An 18,605-nucleotide genomic window follows, 5' to 3' on the forward strand; every position below is an offset into this window, starting at 1 on the left:
GTCAGGTGGGGATCAGGTTGTTCGGGTTGAGGATGTACTTGCGGGCCGCTCCCTGGTCGAACTCCGCGTAGCCGCGCGGCGCGTCGTCCAGCGAGATCACCGTGGCACCGACGTTCTTCGCGATCTGCACCCGGTCGTGCAGGATCGCCATCATCAGCTGGCGGTTGTAGCGCATCACCGGGCACTGACCGGTGAAGAAGGCGTGCGACTTGGCCCAGCCCAGGCCCAGCCGGATCGACAGCGAACCCACCTTCGCCGCGTCGTCGGCCGCGCCGGGGTCACCGGTCACGTAGAGGCCGGGGATGCCCAGCGCCCCGCCGGCCCGGACGATCTCCATCAGCGAGTTGAGCACGGTCGCCGGCAGCTCCTGCTGCGCCTCCGCCCCCTGACCGTGCGCCTCGAAGCCGACCGCGTCGACGCCGGCGTCGACCTCCGGCTCGCCGAGGATCTGCTCGATCTGGTCCCTCGGGTGGCCCTGGGTCACGTCGACGGTCTCGCAGCCGAAGCTGCGCGCCTGGGCGAGCCGCTCCTGGTTGAGGTCGCCGACGATGACGACGGCAGCGCCGAGCAGGAACGCCGAGGTGGCCGCCGCCAGACCCACCGGCCCGGCCCCGGCGATGTAGACGGTGGAGCCGGTGGTCACACCGGCCGTGTAACAGCCGTGGTAGCCGGTCGGGAAGATGTCCGAGAGCATCGCCAGGTCCTGGATCTTCGCCATCGCCTGGTCGCGGTCGGGGAACTTCAGGCAGTTCCAGTCGGCGTACGGCACCAGCACGGACTCGGCCTGCCCGCCGACCCAGCCGCCCATGTCGACGTAGCCGTAGGCCGAGCCGGGGCGGTCGGGGTTGACGTTCAGGCAGACGCCGGTCTTGCCTTCCTTGCAGTTGCGACAGCGGCCACAGGAGATGTTGAAGGGCACGCTGACCAGGTCGCCGACCTCGAGGAACTCGACGTCCGGGCCCTTCTCCACGATCTCCCCGGTGATCTCGTGCCCGAGCACGAGACCCTCCGGGGCGGTGGTCCGGCCGCGGACCATGTGCTGGTCGCTGCCGCAGATGTTGGTGGCGACGGTCCGCAGGATCACGCCGTGCGGCACCTTGCGGCCCACATTGGCGGGGTTGACTCCCGGACCGTCGTGCAGTTCGAAATCCGGGTAGTCGAGGTCGGCGACCTCTACCTTGCCCGGGCCCATGTACCTGACACCCCTGTTGCCATTGCCTGCCACGGCGTCCTCCTCGTCGTCCGGCCGGTTCGGTCGGCTGCTTCGTCCTCACCCGCGCCGATCGACGCGGACGTCCCTCTCGGCCGGGCTACGGGGCCACGACCTCGCCCTTGATGCCCTGCGCCGGTTCGCCGAGTCTCGACCCGATCGCGGATCGTCGACCGCGGGTGGCCGTGCCCGGTGGCGGGGCCCGGCCTGTCCCGACGTAGCGTGGCCCGTCGTGCTCGTCCTGCTGCCCCCCTCGGAGACCAAGGCCCCGGGCGGGGACGGCGCCCCGCTCGACCTCGCCGCGCTGAGCACCCCCGAGCTGACGCCGGTGCGGACCGAGCTCGCCGAGGCCCTGGTGAAGCTGGCCGGCGACGTCCCCGCCGCCCGCACCGCGCTGGGCCTGTCGCCCGCGCAGGACGCGGAGATAGAGCGCAACGCCGTCCTGTTCGACAGCCCCACGATGCCCGCGCTCGAGCGCTACACCGGCGTCCTCTACGACGCCCTCGATGTCCGGTCGCTGACCCGCGCGCAGCGCGCCCGCGCCGACCGCCGCCTCGCCGTCGGCTCGGCGCTGTTCGGCCTGGTGCGCGGCGCCGACGCGATCCCGGCCTACCGGCTGTCGGCCGGCGCGGCCCTCCCCGGCCGCCCGACGCTGCGCGCGGTGTGGCGGCCGGCGCTCGGCCCGGTGCTGGCCGCCGTCGACGACCTCGTCGTCGACCTGCGCAGCGGCTCCTACGCGGCGCTGGCCCCGGCGCCCGGGGCGGTCACCGTCGACGTGCTCAGCGAGCGGCCGGACGGGACCCGCGCGGTGGTCAGCCACTTCAACAAGGCCCACAAGGGCCGGGTCGCGCGCCTGCTGGCCACGACGACCGGCGAGCCCGGCGACGTCGTCCGGCTGCGGGCACTGCTCCGGCGGGCGGGGTTGCACGTGGAACACGACGGCGGGACGAAGCTCACCCTGGTGGTGCCCGCCGACGCCGTGACCCGCTGAGCGAGTACTCAGCGTCACCGAGAAGGTGATTTACGTCAGGCGCGTTGCGCACGATCGAGCGGGCATGACATAACAGCAGTGACGCGCGTGATCCGAACAATGCGGTCACGCGCCTCGCACACCCCCCGGCCGCGGGCCGGCAGAAAGGTTTCGGTGGAGGAATCCCCACGGCGGGCTGACGCCGTGCGCCCGTCCAACGCTGACCGCGCAGCCGACCAGTTGCGCAGTGATCCGGCCCGCGTCCGAGCGGCCCGCCGGCTGCGCCCCCCGTGCGGCGGGACCGCCGCCCTCGACCGGCTGACCGAACTGGCGGCCCGGCTGCTCGGCACGGCGACCGCGCAGATCTCGATGCTGGACGACGTCCAGACCATCGCGGGGGCCTCCGGGCTGCTTCCCGGCGAGGCCCTCGGCGAGACACCGCTGCCCGAATCGCTGTGCACCCTCACCGCGACCGCCGGCGCTCCGCTGCTGGCCGGCGACGCCCCGTCCGACGAGCGGCTCGCGGGCCTGCCACCGGTCGCCTCCGGCGCCGTCGGCGCGTACCTGGGCGTCCCGCTCACCGACGACGAGGGCCACGTCGTGGGCGTCCTGTGCGTCACCGACCCGGCGCCCCGGGAGTGGTCCGGCACGGACGTGGCCACCCTGCGCCAACTGGCCGCCGCGGTGGTCACCGAGCTCCAGTACGCCGCGCTGACCAGCGAGTACGAGCGGCAGCACCTGCGCTGGCGGCTGGCGATGGACGCCGGTGGGGTCGGCACCTTCGACTGGGACCTGCGCACCGGCGAGCTGACCTGGGACGAGCCGCTGATGGCCACGTTCGGCTATGCCGCCGAGGACTTCGACGGCACGATCGACGCCTTCAACCGGCGGCTGCACCCCGACGACCTGCCCCGGGTCAGCGAGGCGCTGCGCGCCTGCATCGAGACCCGCGGCGAATTCGAGGCCGAGTACCGGGTGGTGCGCCCCGGCGGCGGCACCCGCTGGGTGCAGGCTCGCGGCCGGGCGCTCGCCGGGTCGGACGGACCCGCGGCGCGCATCCTGGGCGCGGCCTACGACACGACCGAGGACCGCAGCGGGGACGTCCGCGTGGCCCGGGTGCTCGAGGCCATGCCGGCCGGCTTCTACTCACTCGACCACGAGTGGCGGTTCACCCACGTCAACGCCGAGGCCGAACGGCTCCTGGGCAGCTCACGGGAGGAGCTGCTCGGCCAGGTGATCTGGACGGCGTTCCCGTCGACGGTCGACAGCGTCTTCGAGGAGGGCTTCCGCAGCGCCGTCCGGACCGCGCAGCCGGTCAACTTCGACGCCCACTACCCGGCGCCGCTGAACGGCTGGTACGAGCTGCGCGCCTGGCCCAGCCCGGAGGGCCTGTCCGTCTACTTCATCGAGGTCACCGAGCGCAAGCAGTCCCGCGAGCGCGCCGAGCGCTCGGCCCAGCAGCTGGCCCTGCTGGCCCAGGTCAGCGCCGAGCTCGCCGGCACGCTGGACGTGGAGGCCGCCACCGCCCGCCTGCCCCGCCTCGTGGTGCCGGCGCTGAGCGACTTCTGCGTCCTCACCGTCATCGATGCCGACGGCCGGCCCCGCGACGTCGGGACCTGGCACGTGGACCCGGCGAGCCGCCCGGTCCTCGATCGGTACGCCGAGGTCCGGCTGGACGTCATGCCGGTCACCGCGCCGGTCGCCCGGGCGCTGCACACCGGCGAGCCGGTCGCCTTCACCGGGAACGACGTCCTCGACGTGCTGCCGCCGGGCCGCGCCAGGGACCTCCTCGCCGTCCTCGCCCCCGCCAGCGAGGTGGCGCTGCCGCTGCGCGCCCGGGGACGGACCGTCGGGCTGCTGACCCTCTTCTACCGCGAGGGCCACGCCCCCAGCGAGGACGACGTGGCCACCGCGCAGGACGTCGCCGACCGCGCCGGGCTGGCGCTGGACAACGCCCGGCTCTACGCCCAGCAGCAGCAGCTCGCGGAAGGGCTGCAGCGGAGCCTGCTGACCGAGCCACCCCAGCCCGACCACGCCGAGATCGCCGTCCGCTACCTGCCGGCCGCCGAGGCGGCACGGGTCGGCGGCGACTGGTACGACGCGTTCCTGCAGCCGGGCGGGGCCACGATGCTGGTGATCGGCGACGTCGTGGGCCACGACACCGAGGCCGCGGCCGCCATGGGCCAGCTGCGCGGGCTCCTGCGGGGCATCGCCACCTACAGCGCCGCCCCGCCCGCCGAGGTGCTGCGCGGGCTCGACGCCTCGATGGCGGTGCTGGAGACCCGGGTGCTGGCGACCGCGGCGGTGGCCCGGTTCGAGCAGACCGACGACGACCGTCGGCGCGGCATCACCCGCATGCGATGGACCAACGCCGGGCACCTGCCGCCGCTGGTGGTGCACCCCGACGGCAGCGTCGCGGAGCTGTCCACGTGGAAGGGCGACCTGCTGCTCGGTGTCGACCACGAGGTCGTCCGGCAGGAGTCGGTGATCACCCTCGATCAGGGGTCGACGGTCCTGCTGTTCACCGACGGCCTCGTCGAGCGGCGCGACGCCGACCTCGACGCCGGGATGGTGCGGCTGCGGGAGGCCCTCACCGAGCTCGCAGACCGGCCGCTGCAGGAGCTGCTGGATGAGCTCATCGACCGTCTGGTCGACGGCCGCCCCGAGGACGACGTCGCGCTGGTCGCCGTCCGGCTGCACCAGCCGGACCTGCCGCGGCCGTCCGAGGCGGGCCCGACCGCCGTCCCGGACGTCCTCCGGCCGAATCCCGCTTCCTAGGGGGCTCGACCGGGCCGGGGAACGGCACGTGGCCGCGGTGTCGTCCGGAGGACGACAGAGTTATGGCAACCTCGTACGGTGACCGCCACCACTGACGAGCTCTGCCTGCGCCCGGCCACGGAGCTGGCTGCGCTGATCCGCTCCCGGCAGCTGTCGGCGCGCGAGCTGACCGACGCCTGCCTGGACCGGATCGAGCGACTCGACCCCCGGGTCAACGCGGTGGTCACCGTGGACGCCGAGGGTGCGCGCGCCGCGGCCGATGCCGCCGATGCCGCGCTGGCCGCCGGCGAGGAGATCGGCCCGCTGCACGGGCTGCCGGTCGCGCACAAGGACACCCACGCCACCGCCGGGATGCGCACCACGTGGGGCTCCCCGCTGCACGCCGAGACGGTGCCCGAGCAGGACGAGCTCGTGGTGGCGCGGTTGCGGGCGGCCGGGGCGGTGCGGGTCGGCAAGACCAACACTCCGGAGTTCGCGGCCGGCTCGCACACCTTCAACACGCTCTTCGGCGTGACCCACAACCCGTACCGGCACGGGCTCTCGGCCGGCGGCTCCAGCGGCGGGGCCGCCGCCGCGCTGGCCGCCGGGTTCGTGCCGGTGGCCGAGGGCAGCGACATGGGCGGCTCGCTGCGCAACCCGGCGGCGTTCTGCAACGTCGTCGGGCTGCGGCCCACCCCGGGGCGGGTGCCGACCTGGCCGGCGCCGATCGGCTGGTCGCAGCTGTCGGTGCAGGGCCCGATGGGGCGGACGGTGGCCGACGTCGCGCTGGCCCTCTCCGCGATGGCCGGGCCCGATCCGCGGGTGCCGATCGCGCTGGGCGACCCGGGCGCCGGGTTCGCCGCGCCGCTGCCCGAGCGGCTCGACGGGGTGCGGGTGGCCTGGGCGCCGGACCTCGGTGGCCGGATCTCCGTCGACCCGGCGATCACCGAGGTGCTGGCCGGGTCGGTGCGGGTCTTCGAGGAGCTGGGTGCGCGCGTCGAGCTCGACTGCCCGGACCTGTCGGGTGCCGACGACGTGTTCGGCACGCTGCGCGCCTGGCTGTTCGACGCCGCCTTCAGCGACCTGGCCCAGCAGCACCCGGAGCAGGTGAAGGAGTCGATCCGCTGGAACGCCGAGATGGGCGCCAAGCTGTCCGGCTCCGACCTCTCCCGGGCCGAGACGGCGCACACCGCCCTGTACGAGCGCGTCGTCGGCTTCTTCGACCGCTACGACGTCCTGCTGGCGCCCACCACCCAGGTGCTGCCCTTCCCGGTCGAGCAGGAGTACCCGACCGAGATCGGCGGCGTGCCGCTGGACAACTACCTCGAGTGGATGCGGGCCTGCACGCTCATCACCCCCACCGGCTGCCCGGCGCTGTCGGTGCCCGGCGGGTTCACCCCCGACGGGCTGCCGGTCGGGCTGCAGGTGATCGCCGCGCCGCGGGCCGACCGGCGGGTGCTCGAGGTCGGGCACGCGTTCGAGCAGGCCACCCGGTTCGGCGAGCGCCGTCCGGCCCTCTGACGTGCTCTACGGCTCTCTGGCTCCAGCGCTAGAGAGCCGTAGAGATGGCGAGATCAGTCGCGGATCGGGCGACCGTCAGGCGGAGCGGCGGAGGCCGCGCAGGGTGCGGACGGCGACCAGCAGCTCGGCCAGCTCCTGCCGGTCCCCCGCGGCGATCTCGGCCAGCTGGGCGGCCGCCCGCTGCTGGGTGCCGTCCCAACCGCCCGCCCAGCGGGCCACCAGCTCGGCGGCGGGCTCGGTGTCGCCGCGCCGCCCGGCGAGCACCTCGGCGGTGAGCGCGGCCTGCTCGGCGGCGAGGTCGTCGCGCAGGGTCGCGCGGGCCATCGAGGGCCAGCGGCGGTCCCGCGGCAGGGCGATCACCAGCTCGCGCAGGGGCACCAGCGCGAGCCGCTCGGCCACGCACTGCTGCACCCGGCCGACGAGCGCGATCGGGGCGCCGGTCCGCTCGGCCACGACCGCCAGGTCCAGGGCGACCGGCAGCAGCGGCGCGGCGGCCACCTCGCCGGCCAGGGAGTCCGGTACGCCGACCTGCCGCAGCCGGTCCGCGCGCTCGGCGTATGCGGCGGCCTCGGCGCCGAGCAGCCAGGAGGGCAGGCCGGCCCGCACCGCGGCGACCGAGGGGGCGAACCGGTCCGTCACCTCACCGATCGGCGCCGGCTTCGCGGCGGTGAGTTCGGGCAGGCGGAGCAGCCAGCGCGCCGCCCGCTCGGCCAGCCGGGTGGCCTCGGTCCGCAGCTCCACCTGGGTGGCGGCCGGCACCCGGTTGTCCAGCGGCCGGACGGCGTCCCACAGCCGGTCGACCTCGAACACCGCCCGGGCCACCGCGTGCGCCCGCACCACCCCGGCCAGCGGCGCGCCGGTCTCCTGCACCAGCCGGAACAGCCCGGTGACCCCTGCGACGTTCACCGACCGGTTGGTCAGCGCGGTGCCGATGATCTCCCGGCGCAGCGGGTGGCCGGTGACCGCCTCGGGAAAGCGCTCGCGCAGCGCGGCCGGGAAGTAGCCGACCAGCAGGTCCTCCAGCGCCGGGTCGTCGGGCAGGTCGGAGGCGAGGACGGAGTCGCCGGTCTCGAGCTTGGCGTAGGCCAGCAGCACCGACAGCTCGGGGCCGGTCAGCGCGTGCCCGTCCCGGCGCCGCTCGGTCAGCGCGCGGTCGTCGGGCAGTGCCTCGACGCTGCGGACCAGCCGGCCGGAGCGCTCCAGGCTGCGGAGGAACCGCTCGTGCGCGTCGAGCAGGCTGCGGGCCGAGGTGACCTCGGCGGCCAGCGTCGCGTTCTGCGCGTGGTTGTCGGTGAGGACGGCGGCCGCGACGTCATCGGTCATCTCGCCGAGCAGCGCCGCCCGGCCGTCGGCGTCGAGCCGCCCGGCGTCCACGACCCCGTTCAGGGCGATCTTGATGTTCACCTCGTGGTCGGAGGTGTCCACGCCGGCGGAGTTGTCGATGGCGTCGGTGTTGATCCGCCCGCCCGCGAGGGCGAACTCGACGCGGCCGCGCTGGGTGAACCCGAGGTTGCCGCCCTCCCCCACGACCCGCACCCGCAGGTCGCGGCCGTCGACGCGGACCGCGTCGTTGGCCTTGTCCCCCGCGTCCAGGGCGCTCTCGGTGGAGGCCTTCACGTAGGTGCCGATCCCGCCGTTGAACAGCAGGTCGACGGGGGCGAGCAGCACCGCGCGGATCAGTTCGACCGGCGACAGCGAGTCGACGTCGCCGGGCAGCCCCAGCGCGGTGCGCATGGGCGCGCTGACCGGGACCGCCTTCGCCGTCCGCGGCCAGACCCCGCCGCCCGGGCTGATCAGCGCGGGGTCGTAGTCGGCCCAGGAGGAGCGACCCAGGTCGAAGAGCCGCCGGCGCTCGGCGACGGACGCGGCCGCGTCGGGCGTGGGGTCGACGAAGACGTGCCGGTGGTCGAAGGCGGCCACCAGCCGGATGTGCTCGGACAGCAGCATGCCGTTGCCGAAGACGTCGCCGGAGCAGTCGCCGATGCCGACGACGGTGAAGTCCTGGCTCTGCACGTCGACGCCGAGCTCGCGGAAGTGCTGGGTCACCGACTCCCACGCGCCGCGGGCGGTGATGCCCATCGCCTTGTGGTCGTACCCGACCGAGCCGCCGGAGGCGAAGGCGTCACCGAGCCAGAAGCCGCGCTCGAGCGCCACCTCGTTGGCCAGGTCGGAGAAGGTGGCGGTGCCCTTGTCCGCGGCGACCACCAGGTAGGTGTCGTCGCCGTCGTGCCGGACGACGCGCTCGGGCGGGACCACCCTGCCCTCGACCAGGTTGTCGGTCAGCGCGAGCAGCGCCCCGATGAACAGCCGGTAGCAGGCCTGCCCCTCGGCGAGGAGCGCGTCGCGCCCCGCGCTCTCCGGCGGGGGGTGCTTGACCACGAACCCGCCCTTGGCGCCGGTCGGCACGATGACGGTGTTCTTCACCATCTGCGCCTTGACCAGGCCGAGCACCTCGGTGCGCAGGTCCTCGTGCCGGTCGGACCAGCGCAGCCCGCCCCGGGCGACGGCGCCGAAGCGCAGGTGCACGCCGGTCACCCGCGGGGAGCTGACCCAGACCTCGCGCTCCGGCCGCGGCTGGGGCACGTCGGGGACCTCGGCCGGGTGCAGCTTGAGCGCCAGCGGGGTGGGCCGGTCCTGCGACATGGCGTAGTAGGTGGTCCGCTGGGTGGCGGTGACGGCGGCGAGCAGGGCGGTGAGGACGCGGTCGGCGTCGAGCGAGTCGACCGCGCCGATGGCCTCCTGCAGTGACTCCACGAGCTCCTGCTGCCGGGCGGCGCGGCCGGCGTCCCGGCCCGGGGAGAACCGCGCCTCGAACAGCGCGACCAGGCGGGCGACGACGTCGGGGTGAGCGGCCAGCGTCGTCTCCACGTACCGCTGGCCGAAGGGCAGCCCGGCCTGGCGCAGCCACTGGACGTAGGCGCGCACCACCGCCACCTGCCGCCAGTTCAGCCCGGCCAGCAGCACGAGCGCCCCCAGGCCGTCGTCCTCGGCCTCCCCGCGCCACACCGCGCTCACCGCCTCGGTGAACCGCTCGGGCAGCGAGCCCGGGAACGGCAGGTCCCCGGCCGGGGCGGTGAGCCCGAAGTCGTAGATCCAGGCCAGCGGCGCGCCGATCCGGTCGATCTCGTAGGGCCGCTCGTCGACGACGTCGACGCCCATGTGCTGCAGCATCGGCAGCACGTCGGAGAGCAGCAGCCGCTCCCCCACCCGGTAGACCGCCAGCCGCGGCTCGGTGGTCAGGGCGCCGGCCGGGCGGCGCAGCACCAGCGCGATCTCGCCCTCGCTCAGCGCGTCGAGCCGTTCCAGGTCCGCGACGGCGGTCGCGGCCGGGAAGTCCTCCTGGTAGCCGACGGGAAAGGCGTCGGCGACCCGGGCCAGCCGCCGCTCGGCGTCGGCCCCGTAGCGGGCGGTGAGCGCGTCGGCGAGGTCGTCGGTCCAGCTGCGCGCCAGCGCCGCGAGCTCGTCCTGCAGGGTGGCGACGTCGACGTCGGGCAGCGTCGGCGTCCCCCGGCGGGGCACCGGCGGCCGGACGACGAAGTGCAGGCGGGCCAGGACCGACTCGGTGACCCGCGCGGTGTACTCGATGCTGGACCCGCCGAGCCGCTCGAGCAGCAGCTGCTGCACCGCCAGCCGCACCTCGGTCGTGTACCGGTCGCGCGGCAGGTAGATCAGCGCCGACCAGAACCGGTTGCCGGGATCGCGGCGCAGGAACAGCCGCGTCTGCCGGCGTTCCTGCAGGTAGCGCACGGCCAGCGCGACCGGCAGCAGCTCGTCGGCGCCGACCTGGAACAGCTCGTCGCGCGGGTAGGTCTCCAGGACGGCGAGCAGTTCCTTGCCGGTGTGGCTGTCGGCCGGCACGCCCGAGCCCTGGATCACCTGTTCCACCCGGCGGCGGACCACCGGGACGTCGCGGACGCTGTGCGCGTAGGCCGAGGTGGGGAACAGGCCGGCGAGGCGGTGCTGCCGCGGCGCGCCGCCGTCCGCACCGGGCAGGGTGACCGTCACCAGGTCCAGCCACGCCCGGCGGTGCACGGTGGAGCGCAGATCGGCCTTGGTCACCGTGAGCAGGGGCGCGTCGGGCCGCCCCGCCCCCTCGGGCAGCGCGGTGGCCGGCCCGCTCATGTCGGTGTCGCTGCGCAGCACGCCCAGGCCGGTCCCGGGCACCGCGCGGGCGGTCTCCCGCCCCCGGGTGCGCACCGGCTCGACGTCCCGCGCCCCGAGGAAGACGAAGTTGTCGTCGGCCAGCCAGCGCAGCAGCGCGGCGGCCTCCTCGGGGTCCGCCGACGGGTCGCCGGTGCCGACTGCGGCCGGCGCCCGGTCGAGGCGGTCGGCGAGCTCGAGGGCGCGGGCCCGCATGCGCGCGGCGTCCTCGTCGACCGCCCGGACGTCGGCCAGCACCGTGCGCAGGCCGGTGGCCAGGTCGCCGGTCGCCTCCTCGTCCAGGGGGCCGTCGAGGACGAGGGCCATCCAGGACTCGGCCAGCGCGTCCGGCCCGGCGGCGGCGGGGTCGGCGCTGTCGCAGAAGGCCAGGATCCGGCCGGCCAGGTCGCGGCGGACCACCAGCACCGGGTGCACGACGTGCTGCAGCCGGAACCCCTGCCGCACCACCTCGACGGTGACCGAGTCGACGAGGAAGGGCATGTCGTCGGTGATCACCCGCACGATCGAGCGGGCCGGCGCGCCGGGGCGGCCGGGCAGCGGCTGCACGTCGACGGTGGCCGAGCCCTGCGGGCGCATCTCGGCCAGCCGGAGGTGGCCCAGGGCGAGCGCGGCGAGGTCCTCCGGGGCCTGCTGGAGCACCTCGGCGGCCGGCTCGCTCCAGTAGTAGCGCTGCAGCAGCGCGGCGACGTCGGCGGCCGCGCAGCCGGCGGGTAGCTCGGGCGCCGGGCTGCCTTCCAGCGCGCCCCGCGCGGCGCGTTCCAGGAGGTGACGCTTCTCCGCCTGGGCCGCCTCGAGCGCGGCCAGCTCGGTGCCGGCGCTCCCCGGCGTTCCGCGGTCCCCCGTGGTCGTCGAGGGGTCCGCGGAAGGGGCGCCGGCGGTGCTCACCATGACGCCTGACCGTAGACCGATCCGGTGCGGTGCGTCACAGCGACGCGGCGACGCTCAGCCCCGGTCGACGATCTGGTCCACGAGCCAGTTGCCGATGGCCAGCAGCAGCCCACCGAGGACCGCCGCCCCGAACCCGGCGACCTCCAGCCGGTCGGTGATCGCCGCGGTGAGGCCCAGCAGCGCCGCGTTGACCACGAGCAGGAAGAGCCCGAGGGTCAGCAGGACGAAGGGCAGCGAGAGCAACCGGATGACCGGCCCGATGATCGCGTTGACCAGCGCGAAGAGCAGCGCGATCCAGAGATAGGTGCCGGCCTCCCCCAGCGGCGCGTCGGGGTTGGCATCGATCGTGATGCCGTCCAGGACCTGCGTCACCAGGAAGAAGACACCGGCCATGAGCACGACCTTGATCGCGAACCTCAGCACGGGGCCACGCTATCGGTTGCGTCCCTGCGGCAGTTGATCATGGGGTTGGGGCCGGGCGCCGCGGCGTGTCGCTCCGTGTCGCCGGCAACGAGCCCATGATCACGGCGGGCAGGCGGGCAGGGCGGCGACACGCGCTAGCCCGTTCTACCGACATCTACGGTCCGGGCTAGACGCGGCCATACGGTGCTCGACATGGACCCCGTGCGGAACCCGTACGCGCCCGGCGCCGGCCAGCGGCCGCCGGAGCTGGCCGGCCGGGACGGCGAGCTGTCGGCCTTCGACGTCGTCCTCGAGCGGATCGCGCACGGCCGGCCGGAGCGCTCCCTGGTGCTCACCGGCCTGCGCGGGGTCGGGAAGACGGTGTTGCTCAACCAGCTGCGCTCGGCCGCCATCGGCCGCGGCTGGGGCACCGGCAAGATCGAGGCCCGGCCGGAGCAGTCGCTGCGCCGCCCGGTCTCCTCGGCGCTGCACATGGCGCTGCGCGAGCTGCGCCATCCCGACCAGGACTCGATGGACGCCGTCCTGGGCGTGGTCAAGGCGTTCGCGCTGCGGGAGTCGACCGAGGCGAAGGTCCGCGATCGCTGGCAGCCGGGCATCGACGTGCCCGCCGCGCGCGGGCGGGCCGACTCCGGTGACATGGAGATCGACCTGGTCGAGCTGCTCAGCGACGCGGCCGGGCTGGCGGCCGACGTCGGCAAGGGCATCGCGCTGTTCATCGACGAGATGCAGGACGTCCAGACGCCCGACGTATCGGCGATCTGCGCCGCCTGCCACGAGCTCTCCCAGCAGGGTGCGCCGCTGATCGTCGTCGGCGCGGGGCTGCCCCACCTGCCGGCGGTGCTCTCGGCGTCCAAGAGCTACTCCGAGCGGCTCTTCCGCTACCTGCGCATCGACCGGCTGGACCGGGCCGCCGCCGACCGCGCGCTGCTGGCGCCGGCCGAGCGGGAGGAGGTCACCTTCGACCCCGACGCGCTGGATGCCCTGTACGCGGCCGCCGACGGCTACCCGTACTTCGTGCAGGCCTACGGCAAGGTCACCTGGGACCTCGCTGCCGCCTCCCCCATCACCGCCGCCGACGTCGCCATGGCCGCCCCGGTCGCCGAGGCCGAGCTGGCCGTCGGGTTCTTCGGCTCCCGCTACGACCGCGCGACGCCGGCCGAACGCGAGTACATGCACGCCATGGCTGAGCTCGGCGGGCCCCACGGCGCAGCGGTGGCGACGTCGGACGTCGCCGTCTCCCTCGGCCGCAAGCCGGCGTCCCTCTCCCCCGCCCGGGACTCGCTGATCAAGAAGGGGCTGGTCTACTCCGCCGAGCGCGGGCAGATCGCCTTCACCGTCCCCCACTTCGGCCGGTACCTGCTCGACCACCTGGACTGAGCACGCTGATCGGGCCGGCTGAGCTGCGGGCGCCGCGCCGCCCCGGCAGGGTGGGCACGTGCCTGCCTCCCGGGAACCGCAACCGATCACCGTGCCCGTCGAGGGCGGCGAGCTCGCCGCGCTGCACTGGCCCGCCGACGCCCCCGGCGCCCCGATCGCGGTGCTGGTGCACGGCATCACCGCCAACGCGTTGGCCTGGGCGCCGGTCGCCGAGGCGCTGGCCGGGGAGTTCGAGGTGGTCGCGCCCGACCTCCGCGGCCGGGCCGGCTCGGCCGGGCTGCCCGGCCCCTACGGCATCGGGGCGCACGCCGCCGACCTCGCCGCCCTGCTCGACCGGTTCGGGGCCGACGCCGGCGCCGGCGCGGACGCCACCGTGCTCGTGGGCCACTCGATGGGCGCGTTCGTCGCCGCGCTGGCCACCGCCGGGGTGGCCCGGGACCGGGTGCACGGGCTCGTCCTGGTCGACGGCGGCCTGGCCTTCCCCCAGCCCCCCGGGGCCGACGTCGACGCCATGCTCGCCGCTGTCCTCGGGCCGGCCCTGGACCGGCTGAGCATGGACTTCCCCGACCTGACCGCCGTCCGGGCGTTCTGGGCGCGGCACCCCGCGGTGGGGCCGTGGGTCGACGTGCCGGCGGTCGCCGCCTACCTGGCCCGGGACGTGCAGGCCGACCAGGCCGGGGCGGGCTCGGCCCCGCTGCGCAGCGCGTGCGTGCCGGAGGCCGTGCGGGTCGACGGCGGCGACATCCTGCTCAACCCGCGGCTGCTGGAGGCGATCACCGACCCGCCCGTGCCGACCACCCTGCTCTGGGCCCCGCGCGGGCTGCTCGACCAGACGCCGGGGCTCTACGACGAGCAGCGCCTGGTCCAGCTCGGGGTGGACCCCGACGACATCAGCGCCCGCGAGGTCCCCGACACCAACCACTACTCGATCCTGTGGGCACCGCAGGGGGTCGAGGCCATCACCGGCGCGGTGCGCGCCGCCGCCGGCCGCTGACGGTCAGACGGGACGACCGGCCACCGGCTGCAACTGCCCCGGCGCGATATCCGGCGGCCGGACCCAGCTCTCCGGGTGCGCCCGGACGGCGAGCAGCGCGACGTCGTCCTCGGCACCGTCGGCCAGCATCACGGCGAGCAGCCGGTCGCACAGCTCCGGGAGCGGCTCGCCCGGCGGCCCGGCGGCCACCAGCCGGCCCACCTGCTCGCGGCCCTCGTCGAGGGGGACGCCCCGCCGCTCGAACAACCCGTCGGTGAACAGCAGCAGCGTGCTGCCCTCCGGGACGGGCACCAGGCCGTCGGCCCGCGGGCCCCGCCAGCCCACGCCCAGCGGCGGGCCCACCGACGTCGTCAGGTCGGTGACGCTGCCGTCGGGGTGCAGCAGCATCGGCACGGGGTGGCCGGCCGAGGCCCAGCGCAGCCGGCGCAGGCCCTGCTCCCGATCGGCCGGCCCCTGCTCGATGCGGCAGACCAGCGCGGTCGCCATGGTCGGCACGGCCAGCCCGACGAGGGCGTGGTCGACCCGCCGGAGGACGCCGGCCGGCTCCTCGCAGCGGTCGTAGGCGATGGCCCGCACCAACGTCTTGACCTGACCCATCGCGGCGGCGGCCTCGATGTCGTGGCCCATGACGTCGCCGATGACCAGCACCGTGTCGCCGTCGGGCTGCAGGAACGAGTCGTACCAGTCGCCCCCGATGGACACCCCTCGGGTCGCCGGCCGGTACCGGCCCACCAGCTCCAGGGCGTCCGGCTGCACCGGCGGGGAGAGCAGGCTGTGCTGCAGCCGCTCGGCGACCTGCTGGTTGGCCGCGGCGAGCTGCGCGTTGTCCAGCGCCAGCGCGGCGCGCCGGGAGGCGATCTCGGCGGTCCGCAGCTCGGCCGCGGTGAGCGGGCCGCGCTCGGGGCCGTTGACGAGGGTGAACGCGCCGATGGTCTCCCCGCGGGCGATCAGCGGGAACGTGGCCACCGCGGAGGGCCGCAGCAGCGCCAGCGAGGCCCGGCTGGCCGGGTCCCCGACCATCTGCTCGATGTCGGCGTCGGTGAGCCGCTCGATGACCACCGGCTGCCCGCTGCGCAGCGACGTCGGCACCGGTGCGCTCGGGTTGTTGGTGCGCACCCGGGCGTCGGCGTAGCGGTGCATCGCCTCGACCATCTCCGGGACGCTGTGCGCCCGGCCGACGTCCCGCCGCGTGCCGTCGGGGTCGATCACGCTCACCAGGCACCAGTCGGCCAGCACCGGGACGACGAGGCGGGCGAACCGGGCCACCGCCTCGTCCACGTCGAGCGTCGAGGTCATCGCCAGGTTGATGTCCCCCAGCAGCATGAGGTGCCGGCCGGCCCGCTCGGCGCGTGCCGCGGCCTCGGTGGCCGCACGGGCCGCCTCCTCCCGGGCCACGACGGCAGCCGCCCGCTCCTCCTGGGTGCGCCGCCGCTCGGTGACGTCGTCGTAGGTGACGACCAGGCCGGCATCGGTGAGGAAGGCATCGGCGCGGAACCACACCCCGAGCGGGTCGAACCACGCCTCGGTGCTGCCCGCGGCCCCGGTCGCCCGGACCCGCCGGTAGAGCTCCTCGAAGGAGCTGCCCACCGCCTCGGGGAACTCCTGCCAGATCATCCTGCCCATCAGGCCCTCGACGGTGCGGCGCAGGATCTGCGCCCCCGCGGGGTTGATGTAGCTGAACCGCCAGTCCTCGTCCAGGACGAACAGCGGCCGCTCCATCCCCTCGACGGCCTGCAGCAGCAGGTCTCCCCGTGGGGGCGGGCCGCCGTCGGTGATCACGACGGACACTCTGCCCCATGTCCGGAGCGGAACCGGAGCCGCGCCCGGCGGCCTCCCCCCGATGGGCGTACCCCCGCCCGGCACGGTCACCGGCCGTGATCCTTGGCATCGCGGCCCCGTGCTGCCACGATCCGGGCACCGTCCGCAGTCCCTCCCCGGGAGCCGAGCCTCCCCGGGAGCATGACGGGGGCAGCTCCAGCAGCCGGGCCCGCAGCCTAGGAGGGTGATCCGCGTGGCGGAGGGGAGACCCGGTTCGGAGGACCGGCCGCCGGGGAGCCCACCGGGCGCCGCCCTCCCTCCCGTCGAGCTCCTGCTCGCCGACGTGCTGGCCGGGATGCCCGCAGCGCTGTGCCACCTCGACGAGCACGACCGCATCGGCTACGCCAACGCCGAGGCCGAGCGGCTCCTGGGCCGGCCGATGGCCGACCTCCTCGGCCGTCCGCTCGCGGAGGTGCTCCCCGCGGAGGTCGCCGCGCCCGTCGCGGCGGCCTGCCGGGAGGCCCTCGCCGCGGGGCGCCCGGTCGTCGTCCAGCTGCCACCGCCGGGGGTTCCGGAGGGCTGGTTCGAGCTGCACGCCTGGCCCGTCCCCGACGGGACGGCGTTCGCGCTGATCGACGCCAGCCGGCGCCGCCGCGCCCAGCTGGCGGCGGAGCGGGCCGGGGGGCGCTCGGCGCTGCTCGCCGCGGTGACCGCCGAGCTGTCCGGGGCGCTCGACGGCGAGTCGGCCCTGGGCAGCCTGGCCCGCCTGGTCGTGCCCGGGCTGGCCGACGCCTGCATCGTCACCGTCATCGACCGGGCGGGCCGGCCGCGGGACGTGGGCTCCTGGCACGTCGACCCGGCCCGCCGCGGGCTGATGGCGCGCTACGCCGCGGTGCGCCTGGACACCCTGCCGCCGTCGTCCCCCGTGGGCCGGGCGCTGCGCGCCGGGACCGCCGCCACCGAGTCCGTGGCGGGCGTCCTCGCGCTGATGGCACCCGGGCCGGCCGCCGATCTGCTGCGCGCCCTGGGGCCGGAGACGGCCGTGGTAGTGCCCCTGACCGCGGAGTTCCACACCGTCGGCGTGCTGACCCTGTACCAGGACCCGGGGCGGGTGACGGACGACGAGGACCTGGCCGCCGCCCGCGAGGTCGCCGCCCAGGCGGCCCGGGCGGTCGACCGGGTGCACCGGCAGAGCCAGCAGGCGGCGCTCGCCGAGGGACTGCAGCGCAGCCTGCTGACCGACCCGCCGGCGATCGAGGGGGCCCGCGTCGCGGTCCGCTACGTCCCGGCCGCCGAGGCGGCCCGCGTGGGCGGCGACTGGTACGACGCGTTCGTCCAGCGGGACGGCGCCCCGATGGTGGTCATCGGCGACGTCGTCGGCCACGACACCGCGGCGGCCGCGGCGATGGGGCAGCTGCGGGGCCTGCTGCGGGGCATCGCCCACTACAGCGGCGCCGGGCCGGCCGAGGTGCTCCGCGGGCTGGATGCGGCGGTCGCGCAGATGCACACCGGGACCATGGCCACCGCCGCGATCATCCGCCTGGAGCGCGGCGGAACGGTGCTGCGCTGGGCCAGCGCGGGGCACCCGCCGCCTCTGGTGGCCGACGCCGACGGCACGGTGACCGTGCTCTCCCGCGGCACCGGTGACCTCATGCTCGGCGTGGACCCCTCGGCGGTGCGCCGAGAGTTCGCCGTCCCGCTGCGGCCGGGCGCCACCGTGCTGCTGTTCACCGACGGGCTGGTCGAGCGCCGCGGCCTGGCGGTCGACGAGGGCGTGCGGCTGCTGCGCCGGCACCTGGGCGAGCTGACCGGGCTGCCCCTGGAGCGTCTGTGCGACGCGCTGCTGGCACGGATGCTGCCGCGGACCCCGGAGGACGACGTCGCCCTGGTGGCCATCAGCGTGCAGGACGGGTCGCTGACCATGACTGCGGCACCGCTCACTGCCGGCGGGTGAATCGGCTCCGGCACGGTTGAGTCCGCCGCCGGGTGGGCACGGACTCCCCGTCGAAGACGCCGACGGACGGGAGAGGGCAGTGGGACGACCGGTGTGGCCGCTGCGCCCGCTCCCGGACGGCCGGGGTGAGGTATGGCGCTGGAATCTCGGCGCGGTCGCCGAACTGCCCGCCGCCCGGGCCGGGCTCCGCGCCCGCCTCGACGGCGTCGGCTTCCCCCGCGACCCGGAGGACCAGGCGGCCGAGCGGCTCGTCCTCGCCTTCGACGAGCTCGCCTCCAATGCGCTGCGGCACGGGGAGTCGCCGGTGGTGGCGACGGTCATCGCCGGCAGCGGGGGATGGCTGCTCGACGTCAGCGACCGGGCGGCGGACGCGATGCCGACGCCCGCGGTCGGCCGGGACCCGGCGCAGGGCGGTCTGGGGCTCTACCTGGTGGCCCGCCTGTCGGTCGCCCACGGCTGGTACGTCGACTCCGGCTGCAAGCACGTCTGGGCCTGCCTGCCGACGACGATCCAGGACCGCGAGCCCGCCTACAGCTGAGGCGCGGTGTTCCACGTGCAGCGAGGCCCCGCGGCGACTCGCCGCGGGGCCTCG

General features: G+C 75.5%; 11 protein-coding genes. 7 read left to right on the top strand and 4 right to left on the bottom strand.

The features are described from left to right. Position 1: 1 nt before the first annotated feature. Positions 2-1,225 (bottom strand): formaldehyde dehydrogenase, glutathione-independent, encoded by a 1,224-nt coding sequence (gene fdhA, locus BMZ50_RS02670; protein ID WP_245753284.1) that lies wholly within the window; start codon positions 1,223-1,225, stop codon positions 2-4. Between the two features lie 217 nt (positions 1,226-1,442). Here fdhA and yaaA point away from each other — a divergent pair, with 217 nt between their 5' ends. The 3 genes from yaaA (at position 1,443) to BMZ50_RS02685 (ending at position 6,458) form a co-directional block, all read left to right on the top strand. Continuing rightward, complete coding sequence (gene yaaA / locus BMZ50_RS02675) at positions 1,443-2,201, top strand: peroxide stress protein YaaA (protein ID WP_091320899.1); 759 nt, start codon at positions 1,443-1,445, stop codon at positions 2,199-2,201. 99 nt (positions 2,202-2,300) lie between these two features. After that, positions 2,301-4,958, top strand: coding sequence for a SpoIIE family protein phosphatase (locus tag BMZ50_RS02680; RefSeq protein ID WP_091320902.1), 2,658 nt, complete (start codon positions 2,301-2,303; stop codon positions 4,956-4,958). A 78-nt stretch (positions 4,959-5,036) separates the two neighbouring features. Further along, on the top strand, positions 5,037-6,458 hold the full coding sequence (locus BMZ50_RS02685) for an amidase (RefSeq protein ID WP_091320904.1): 1,422 nt from the start codon (positions 5,037-5,039) through the stop codon (positions 6,456-6,458). 75 nt (positions 6,459-6,533) lie between these two features. Here BMZ50_RS02685 and BMZ50_RS02690 read toward each other — a convergent pair whose 3' ends face one another. Together BMZ50_RS02690 and BMZ50_RS02695 are read right to left on the bottom strand one after the other, a co-directional pair. Beyond that, complete coding sequence (locus tag BMZ50_RS02690; RefSeq protein WP_091320906.1) at positions 6,534-11,507, bottom strand: NAD-glutamate dehydrogenase; 4,974 nt, start codon at positions 11,505-11,507, stop codon at positions 6,534-6,536. Between the two features lie 54 nt (positions 11,508-11,561). Then, complete coding sequence (locus tag BMZ50_RS02695) at positions 11,562-11,930, bottom strand: phage holin family protein (protein WP_177212600.1); 369 nt, start codon at positions 11,928-11,930, stop codon at positions 11,562-11,564. 192 nt (positions 11,931-12,122) lie between these two features. Between BMZ50_RS02695 and BMZ50_RS02700 the strand changes: the two genes are divergently transcribed. Next, the gene (locus BMZ50_RS02700; RefSeq protein WP_091320907.1) at positions 12,123-13,307 is read left to right on the top strand and encodes an ATP-binding protein; all 1,185 of its coding nucleotides are present in this window, start codon (positions 12,123-12,125) and stop codon (positions 13,305-13,307) included. A 58-nt stretch (positions 13,308-13,365) separates the two neighbouring features. Beyond that, positions 13,366-14,301, top strand: coding sequence for an alpha/beta fold hydrolase (locus tag BMZ50_RS02705; RefSeq protein WP_091320909.1), 936 nt, complete (start codon positions 13,366-13,368; stop codon positions 14,299-14,301). 3 nt (positions 14,302-14,304) lie between these two features. Here the strand turns inward: BMZ50_RS02705 and BMZ50_RS23560 are convergent, their stop codons facing one another. Next, positions 14,305-16,080 carry a SpoIIE family protein phosphatase gene (locus BMZ50_RS23560; RefSeq protein WP_143087058.1) on the bottom strand — a complete coding sequence of 592 codons (1,776 nt, stop codon included), beginning with the start codon at positions 16,078-16,080 and terminating at the stop codon, positions 14,305-14,307. Between the two features lie 232 nt (positions 16,081-16,312). On the opposite strand from BMZ50_RS23560, the gene BMZ50_RS02725 reads away from it, so the two are divergent. Continuing rightward, complete coding sequence (locus tag BMZ50_RS02725) at positions 16,313-18,013, top strand: SpoIIE family protein phosphatase (protein ID WP_091320910.1); 1,701 nt, start codon at positions 16,313-16,315, stop codon at positions 18,011-18,013. Positions 18,014-18,092: 79 nt separating this feature from the next. Then, complete coding sequence (locus BMZ50_RS02730) at positions 18,093-18,551, top strand: ATP-binding protein (RefSeq protein ID WP_091320912.1); 459 nt, start codon at positions 18,093-18,095, stop codon at positions 18,549-18,551. Positions 18,552-18,605: the final 54 nt, after the last annotated feature.

Origin of the sequence: Geodermatophilus ruber, from assembly GCF_900114385.1 — a bacterium.
GTDB classification, from domain to species: domain Bacteria; phylum Actinomycetota; class Actinomycetes; order Mycobacteriales; family Geodermatophilaceae; genus Geodermatophilus; species Geodermatophilus ruber.

Bases quoted from the DNA above. Each gene is read 5' to 3' on its own strand.
- BMZ50_RS02690 (WP_091320906.1), bottom strand. From the start codon at position 11,507: ATGGTGAGCACCGCCGGCGCCCCTTCCGCGGACCCCTCGACGACCACG.
- BMZ50_RS02680 (WP_091320902.1), top strand. From the start codon at position 2,301: ATGCGGTCACGCGCCTCGCACACCCCCCGGCCGCGGGCCGGCAGAAAG.
- BMZ50_RS02700 (WP_091320907.1), top strand. From the start codon at position 12,123: ATGGACCCCGTGCGGAACCCGTACGCGCCCGGCGCCGGCCAGCGGCCG.